A 7,080-nucleotide genomic window follows, 5' to 3' on the forward strand; every position below is an offset into this window, starting at 1 on the left:
GGACCCACCTGATCCCATGCCGAACTCAGACGTGAAACGCAGCAGCGCCGATGGTAGTGTGGGGTCTCCCCATGTGAGAGTAGGACATCGCCAGGCTCCCTATTCAGAAAGCAGACCCAGTCTGGTTTCGACCGTGTGGAGCGGTAGTTCAGTTGGTTAGAATACCGGCCTGTCACGCCGGGGGTCGCGGGTTCGAGTCCCGTCCGCTCCGCCACTTATCAGAGAAACCCAGTCAGCAATGGCTGGGTTTTTTGCTGTCTGGCGGTTTCAATATCTCCTACTGCCCGTCAAATAAATCAACTGCCTTAATTATCTAATAGAGGTAAAGCGAAGTTCGACAAGGTGAAATACCTATGCCTGTCTCATATGAGTTTAAACAGCTGGCAAATGCAAAACCAATACACCAAGCCCAAGTTACGATTGCTGGATTTTTCAACGTTGTTGGTAATTGTGTGGATGTCTGAGATCACCAAACCACTACAGCTATTCGAAGGTTGGTGTAGACGGGTTAAAACACTCTGCTGCGAGAGCCGTTATATCAAGGTAGGATATGGCTGTCAGTAAAGCATAATCGCTTTACTTCATCTAAATTGTTTGCCAAAAAAATGCCAGCGGATTGCATTTGATTGCAACTCTCGGCAATGGTGTCAGGCGAAATGCCTCGACACGCAGATAAATTGACAATGACTTTGAAGGAGTTGGTTGTCTGAAGTTGCAAGGCTGTTGTTTTAACACAGTAATCCGTTGCGAGACCGCCAAGAATGACAGTTTTGACCCCTTTGTGATGCAGCCACTCGATCAGTCCGGTACTGAGCTTTTCTTCAAGATCGTGAAAACAAGCGCCGTAAGGATGAAGGTCCGGTTCTATTCCTTTCCAGATGACGTGGTCATACTCAGTTACCCTGGGGAGTCCTGGAATCACCTCAAAGCCCTTACTGCCCGGAACGGCGTGTTTGACCCAGGTCAAATCAGCGTTAGGGTGGGGTAATGGCTGGAACATTTTGTCATGGCTATCAACAACCCAAACAGCATTCTCCGGGTGCGCATCTTTGGTCAAAATACGCCAGCTCGCTAATTCAGCCTGTTGATTTAATGCCAGCGCAATATGATGGCCCTCTGGAACAGGCAGTTCATCAGGACAAAGTGGAGTAAAGGTTTGCTGAGCATCCACATCGATTGCTGCAATAGCCATGACAATCTCCTTACAGAATCTGATTCAGAATATGATCTGCTTTCAGACGCCGTATACGCTTAATCAAGCGTCTTACCGGCAGCGGGTAGCTGTCAACTCTATCAATGAATTTATAGCTGCCCATTAATTGAGTATGTCGCAAAATGGCACTGAGTTCCTGCTGCTTTTGCTCTGCTAACAGCTCATGTTTGTCATGCACCAGGATAGCGTTCTCTAGATCCAGTTTCCATGCACGAGGATTAAGGTTATTGCCGGTAATGAGCATGTACTGGCGATCAACCCAGATTCCTTTCAGGTGAAAGCTGTTGTCGTCGTGTTTCCAAATATGAATAGCTAACTGGCGGCGGGCGATAGCAGCCTCATTGTGTTTGGCAAAACTACGCAAATTAACCTCATATAAGTAAGGTAATCCTGCGATGGTTCTGAACGGTTCGCTGGGCGGTATGTAAAAATCATTAGCGGTCTTATCGCCGACAATCAGGGTGATCTTTACACCGCGACGCAAAGCCCGTTTTACTTCCCGGCTCACGCTGCGGGGAAAGTTGAAATAAGGGGTGCAGATCGTCAGCTCATGTTTAGCACTGGCTATCAGGGTACAAATGTACTTATTTAGATTGTTCTTGCGACGACCAAGGCCAACGATGGGGGTGAGACCAACCTGATCATCAGCGATAGGCTCAGGATCAAAAGAATAGCTTGCGCGTTGCAATTCCAGGCGCAATTGCTTGATAGCATTACGTAGGACTTTCGTTTCCGGCCGGGTCTGCTGGTTGAGGCAATTTACCGCTTCACTGTCAACCAGCGTTCGCTGGACAAAGAGGGCCATACTGTCGGCCAGCTTGGTGTTCTTCAATACATGATATCTGTCATAGCGGTAGCGTTGATGCTGAGCCAGATAGACATCATTCAGGCTCGCGCCGCTATATATGACGGTATTGTCAATAATAAAGCCTTTCAGGTGGAGCACACCAAAGACTTCACGATTGCGAACGGGTACCCCCAGCACTTCAATTTTATGTTGGTAGGACTGGGCAAACTCACGGTAGAGCGCTGCATTACCCTCTGATTTTTCTGCACCGATCAGTCCACGCTGGGCTCGGTGCCAATCGACGAGTACTTTAATGTCCAGTTCGGGACGTCGCTGTTTTGCATCATACAATGCTTGAAGAATACTGCGACCCGCATCGTCATCTTGCAGGTACAATGCAACCAGGTAAATACGCTGTTTTGCATTGGCTATTTCCTGATGCAAACGTTCACGAAAGGCACTGGCATCAAGCAGTGTTTCTATATCTTCCGGCTGATGTGCAATACGTGGTAGCTGATCTATGAGCTGCCTATTTGCAGTAGCTGAATCCATTATCGCCTCGTTCCGCGATTTATATGATAAATCTAAAAATTAGGGCCAATTATACCAGATTTTAGTGCTGGTAAAGCCACCGGGCCGATCCAATTAATGAGCTTGGGAGGCAAGTTGGGTCAACTGGCCTGATATCGCATAGGAGTGAGCGCTTTTCCACCAACTCTGTAACGTTCAATTCGATGAGCAAGGGGAAGTGGTAGCGCATCATCCGTAATGACCGAAAACTGCGCTTTTAGGTACAGTGGTACAAGGTGGCTGAATGCAAAACAGTAACACGGCTTAGCCATAAGTTGCGAATGGCAAGCGCTCAATAGCGCGAGACCAATACCCTGCTGTCTTAATTGCGGCGCAACCAGCATGCCTGTCATTAATTGAAAATCGTCATATTGTTGGAAGCGGACAGCGGCCTCGATGGACGAAGTTGTTTCTCCGATCCAGATGATTTCGTCCTTCTTGGCTTTACCCGCTGGGTAATGTGCCTTGTACAGACGATTGACCAAAGGAAAGCGAAGAGGTTCCAAAGGATGGAAGCTAAGTGTTGTTTTCGTTAAATCTGTCATGGAATTAACTGCGTCGCTATGTGTGATCAGTTAGAATGCGGCCTCCAGTATAAAGCGACGGTTTGAATTTGGTATGGAAGTTTTGCATCGCCATTCACTGGCTTCATTGCACACATTTGGCTTGAATGTAACAGCCGCTCAGGTTGTGACCATTAGATCGGTGGACGAGCTGAAGACGCTGTTGTCCAGTGGTGTGACAGGGGCTACTCCTGCTCTTGTGATGGGGCAGGGGAGTAACTTACTGTTTTGTGAAGACTATAACGGAACTGTCATACTGAATCGGATCATGGGGATTGAGGTTCATGAAACCGATGTTGCTTACCATCTCCATATAGGTGCAGGTGAAAACTGGCATCAGCTGGTGTGCTGGACGGTTGAGCAAGAGATGCCTGGCCTGGAAAACCTGGCCCTGATTCCTGGTTGCACAGGCTCCGCTCCCATACAGAATATAGGAGCCTATGGCGTTGAGCTTCAGGATATCTGCGAATATGTTGATGTGCTGGAGCGAAAAAGCGGTGATGTCGTTCGCTTAACGGCAGACGCGTGCCGCTTTGGCTACCGTGATTCTATTTTTAAGCACGAATTGAAAGACAGCCACATTATAGTGGCTGTCGGCCTGCGTCTGAGTAAGGACTGGCAGCCAAATACGAGCTATGGACCACTCGCGAACCTGGATCCTGCCACTGTTACAGCTCGCGACATCCTGGCGCAGGTGTGTGCAACTCGACAGGCTAAGCTGCCGGATCCGGTAGTGCTGGGTAATGCCGGCAGCTTCTTCAAAAACCCAGTGGTATCAGAAAGTACTTATCAAAAGCTGGCTGCGGAATTTCCGTCTGTCCCCAGTTATCCCGTGGCAGGGGGCCAGTTTAAATTGGCCGCAGGGTGGTTGATCGACCAATGCGGACTGAAAGGTCATAAGATTGGTGGTGCGGCCGTACACCAGCAGCAGGCGTTGGTGATTGTTAACCTCGGTACGGCCACTCCTGATGATGTACTGAGATTGGCGCGCTATATTGTCGACTCAGTCAATTTGCGCTTTGGTGTCACATTAGAGCATGAGGTGCGCTTTATGGCGTCTGACGGAGAAACCACACTGGATAAGGTGATGCCATGAAAGAACACACAACAAAGCTGGCGCTGATCCGGTTTCTGGCGGACGGTCAGTTTCATTCCGGCGAAGCGCTGGGCGAGGCTCTGGGGATTTCTCGGGCAGCAATCAGCAAACATATCAAAGGAATTCAGGACTGGGGCCTTGATATTCATCGGGTTCAGGGGAAAGGTTACAGCCTGGCTGCCGGGTTCGATTTATTGGATGAGCAGCTCATCCAGGATCAGGTTGAGTGTCCGTCACTGGCACTGATCCCGGTGATTGATTCAACCAATCAATATATGCTGGATCGTATAGGCCAGTTACCCAAAGGCGCAGTTTGTGTGGCTGAGTATCAGCAGGCCGGGCGTGGGCGGCGTGGGCGGCAATGGCTCTCTCCGTTTGGCAGCAACCTGTATCTGTCAATGTACTGGCGCCTCGATGCCGGTGTGGCTGCTGCGATGGGACTGAGCCTGGTCGTTGGTTTGGCTGTGGCAAAAACATTGCAAAAACTGGGCGCGGCGGAGATTAAAGTAAAATGGCCCAATGACCTTTATTATCAGGATAAAAAATTGGCGGGTATTCTGGTAGAAATGAGCGGTAAAGCCGGAGATGCTGCGCATTTGGTCATTGGCATGGGGCTGAATCTCACCATGTCAAACACAGATACCGAAACCGTAGGACAACCCTGGTCTAATCTGGCTGAAGCTTGCGATCCTATGCCTGGCCGTAATCAGTTGGCGGCAGCCATCATCGAGGGGGTGACGGAAACTCTGCTGCGCTATGAAGAGGTTGGCATGGCGGGTTTTGTCGATGAGTGGGACCAGTATGATAATTTCCTTGGTCGGCCGGTGAAGCTGTTGATCGGAGACAAAATCATCCGTGGTGTTGCCCGCGGTATTAACCCCCAGGGTGCGCTGATGCTGGAAACGGAGCAGGGTAAGATACCGTATCTGGGCGGGGAGATCTCTTTGCGTAAAGACGATTGACAGTTACATCAGGATGAGCTGGCCTTCTATTTTCTCAGCTTCACGGTCTGCACCGCATGGTTAGACCCTTTTTGCAAAATAAGGCTGGCCCGTTCGCGCGTTGGCAGAATATTCTCCATCAAGTTTTTACCATTAATTTCCTGCCAAATATTGGTAGCCGTTTTCACCGCTTCAGATTCGGTCAACTTGGTGTAATGGTTAAAATAGGATGATGGATCCTTAAAAGCCCCCTGACGGAATTTCAGAAAACGCTCTATATACCAAGTCTGCAGTAAATCGGGTTCGGCATCGACATAAATGGAAAAGTCGAGCAAATCAGAAATAAAGACCCGATGCGGCTCATGAGGATAATCCATGCCGCTCTGTAATACATTCAGCCCTTCAATGATCAGGATGTCCGGTTGCTCTACTGTCTTTATCTCATCGGTAATATCGTAAAATAAATGAGAATAGACAGGGGCATCCACCTGAGGCTTGCCTGATTTCACATCGGTCAGAAACTCAACCAAACGTCGAATATCGTAAGATTGCGGAAACCCTTTCTTTTTCATCAGGTTTTTTTCCAGCAACACATTGTTTGGATAGAGGAATCCGTCAGTAGTGATTAACTCGACCTTAGGGTGTTCCGGCCATCGGGTCAGTAAGGCTTTCAGCAGGCGTGCGGTTGTGCTTTTGCCAACAGCGACACTGCCGGCAATCCCAATGATATAAGGCACTGTGCTCGGTTTGGGCTGAGAAAGAAACTCTTCCAGAACGCGGTTTCGGCCCTTGCGCGCACCGACATAGAGATTTAGTAAGCGTGATAAAGGCAAATAAATATCGCGGACTTCATCCATCGACAAATGCTCATTAATACCGCGTAGACGTTCGAGATCAGCTTCATCCAGCGTCATGGGCACAGATTTGCGTAAATCAGCCCAGGCCTGCCGGTCAAAAGTAAGATAGGGGGTTAGGATCTCGTTCATCTTGTAACCAAAATCTCATTTACAGGGATTGGGACAATACAGGATCAGTCGCATAAGTGAAAGAGGCCGTGATTTCTCCTTTTGAAGAATTATGTCAGCATAGCCCTTTGTTTGATTAAGAAATGTACATTAAAGCGACCATTATAATTTTTTTTCTCTTTACCTATTGCAACCCCAAAAACCATCGCATAGAATGCGCAGCACTTACGCCGACTTAGCTCAGTAGGTAGAGCAACTGACTTGTAATCAGTAGGTCACCAGTTCGATTCCGGTAGTCGGCACCAAAATTTGGAGGGATTCCCGAGTGGCCAAAGGGATCAGACTGTAAATCTGACGGCTCCGCCTTCGAAGGTTCGAATCCTTCTCCCTCCACCATATTCAAATGGTTGAATAGCTCTACGAGTTACGAGTTTGCGGGCATCGTATAATGGCTATTACCTCAGCCTTCCAAGCTGATGATGCGGGTTCGATTCCCGCTGCCCGCTCCACATTTCTCGTGTGCTGATATAGCTCAGTTGGTAGAGCGCACCCTTGGTAAGGGTGAGGTCGGCGGTTCAAATCCGCCTATCAGCACCACTCTCTCTCCGAAGCACTTCAATCCTTTTGATATATACTCTACAAAACCCATGATTGGTTGTGTGGTCGTTATACCACCTAAATACCGTGCCTAGAGGGACTACCCATGTCTAAAGAAAAATTTGAACGTACGAAACCGCACGTTAACGTTGGTACTATCGGCCACGTTGACCACGGTAAAACTACTCTGACTGCTGCGATCTGTACTGTACTGGCCAAAACTTACGGCGGTGCTGCACGTGACTTCGCATCTATCGATAATGCGCCAGAAGAGCGTGAGCGTGGTATCACTATCTCTACTTCTCACGTAGAGTACGATACTCCGACTCGCCACTACGCGCACGTTGA

7 protein-coding genes, 5 tRNA genes and 1 rRNA gene are annotated in these 7,080 nt (G+C 48.8%); 9 read left to right on the plus strand and 4 right to left on the minus strand.

What is annotated here, in order from left to right:
• Positions 1 to 96 (plus strand): 5S ribosomal RNA (gene rrf, locus D6M16_RS22020); the annotation flags it as partial.
• Between the two features lie 41 nt (positions 97 to 137).
• Positions 138 to 214 (plus strand) — tRNA-Asp (locus tag D6M16_RS22025).
• A 324-nt stretch (positions 215 to 538) separates the two neighbouring features.
• Here D6M16_RS22025 and D6M16_RS22030 read toward each other — a convergent pair.
• The 3 genes from D6M16_RS22030 to D6M16_RS22040 form a co-directional block, all read right to left on the minus strand.
• Positions 539 to 1,192, minus strand: a complete 654-nt coding sequence (locus D6M16_RS22030; RefSeq protein WP_120513993.1) for a nicotinamidase — start codon at positions 1,190 to 1,192, stop codon at positions 539 to 541.
• Positions 1,193 to 1,202: 10 nt separating this feature from the next.
• On the minus strand, positions 1,203 to 2,552 hold the full coding sequence (pssA, locus tag D6M16_RS22035) for a CDP-diacylglycerol--serine O-phosphatidyltransferase (protein WP_120513994.1): 1,350 nt from the start codon (positions 2,550 to 2,552) through the stop codon (positions 1,203 to 1,205).
• A gap of 119 nt (positions 2,553 to 2,671) precedes the next feature.
• Complete coding sequence (locus tag D6M16_RS22040) at positions 2,672 to 3,115, minus strand: GNAT family N-acetyltransferase (protein WP_120513995.1); 444 nt, start codon at positions 3,113 to 3,115, stop codon at positions 2,672 to 2,674.
• A gap of 73 nt (positions 3,116 to 3,188) precedes the next feature.
• Here D6M16_RS22040 and murB point away from each other — a divergent pair, with 73 nt between their 5' ends.
• Both murB and birA read left to right on the plus strand, forming a co-directional pair.
• Entirely contained in the window at positions 3,189 to 4,229 is a 1,041-nt protein-coding gene (gene murB, locus D6M16_RS22045; RefSeq protein WP_120513996.1) for a UDP-N-acetylmuramate dehydrogenase, read from the plus strand.
• Positions 4,226 to 5,191, plus strand: a complete 966-nt coding sequence (birA, locus tag D6M16_RS22050; protein WP_120513997.1) for a bifunctional biotin--[acetyl-CoA-carboxylase] ligase/biotin operon repressor BirA — start codon at positions 4,226 to 4,228, stop codon at positions 5,189 to 5,191. Before murB ends, birA begins: the two co-directional genes overlap by 4 nt.
• 26 nt (positions 5,192 to 5,217) lie before the next feature.
• On the opposite strand, the gene coaA is transcribed toward birA, so the two are convergent.
• Positions 5,218 to 6,156 carry a type I pantothenate kinase gene (coaA, locus tag D6M16_RS22055; protein WP_120513998.1) on the minus strand — a complete coding sequence of 313 codons (939 nt, stop codon included), beginning with the start codon at positions 6,154 to 6,156 and terminating at the stop codon, positions 5,218 to 5,220.
• 208 nt (positions 6,157 to 6,364) lie between these two features.
• Between coaA and D6M16_RS22060 the strand changes: the two genes are divergently transcribed.
• The 5 genes from D6M16_RS22060 to D6M16_RS22080 all read left to right on the plus strand — a co-directional run.
• Positions 6,365 to 6,440 (plus strand) — tRNA-Thr (locus tag D6M16_RS22060).
• A gap of 6 nt (positions 6,441 to 6,446) precedes the next feature.
• Positions 6,447 to 6,531: transfer RNA gene (locus D6M16_RS22065), tRNA-Tyr, on the plus strand.
• 38 nt (positions 6,532 to 6,569) lie between these two features.
• Positions 6,570 to 6,644, plus strand: a tRNA-Gly gene (locus tag D6M16_RS22070).
• A 12-nt stretch (positions 6,645 to 6,656) separates the two neighbouring features.
• Positions 6,657 to 6,732, plus strand: a tRNA-Thr gene (locus D6M16_RS22075).
• Positions 6,733 to 6,838: 106 nt separating this feature from the next.
• Positions 6,839 to 7,080: GTP-binding protein (locus D6M16_RS22080; protein WP_240435680.1), on the plus strand; the 242-nt coding region annotated here is incomplete at its 3' end.

The organism is Photobacterium salinisoli (genome assembly GCF_003614885.1).
Classification (GTDB): domain Bacteria; phylum Pseudomonadota; class Gammaproteobacteria; order Enterobacterales; family Vibrionaceae; genus Photobacterium; species Photobacterium salinisoli.

What these genes read in the sequence shown, in the direction of transcription:
- D6M16_RS22030 (WP_120513993.1), bottom strand. Translation starts at nt 1,192, where the DNA reads ATGGCTATTGCAGCAATCGATGTGGATGCTCAGCAAACCTTTACTCCA.
- pssA (WP_120513994.1), bottom strand. Translation starts at nt 2,552, where the DNA reads ATGGATTCAGCTACTGCAAATAGGCAGCTCATAGATCAGCTACCACGT.
- D6M16_RS22040 (WP_120513995.1), bottom strand. Translation starts at nt 3,115, where the DNA reads ATGACAGATTTAACGAAAACAACACTTAGCTTCCATCCTTTGGAACCT.
- coaA (WP_120513998.1), bottom strand. Translation starts at nt 6,156, where the DNA reads ATGAACGAGATCCTAACCCCCTATCTTACTTTTGACCGGCAGGCCTGG.
- birA (WP_120513997.1), top strand. Translation starts at nt 4,226, where the DNA reads ATGAAAGAACACACAACAAAGCTGGCGCTGATCCGGTTTCTGGCGGAC.
- murB (WP_120513996.1), top strand. Translation starts at nt 3,189, where the DNA reads ATGGAAGTTTTGCATCGCCATTCACTGGCTTCATTGCACACATTTGGC.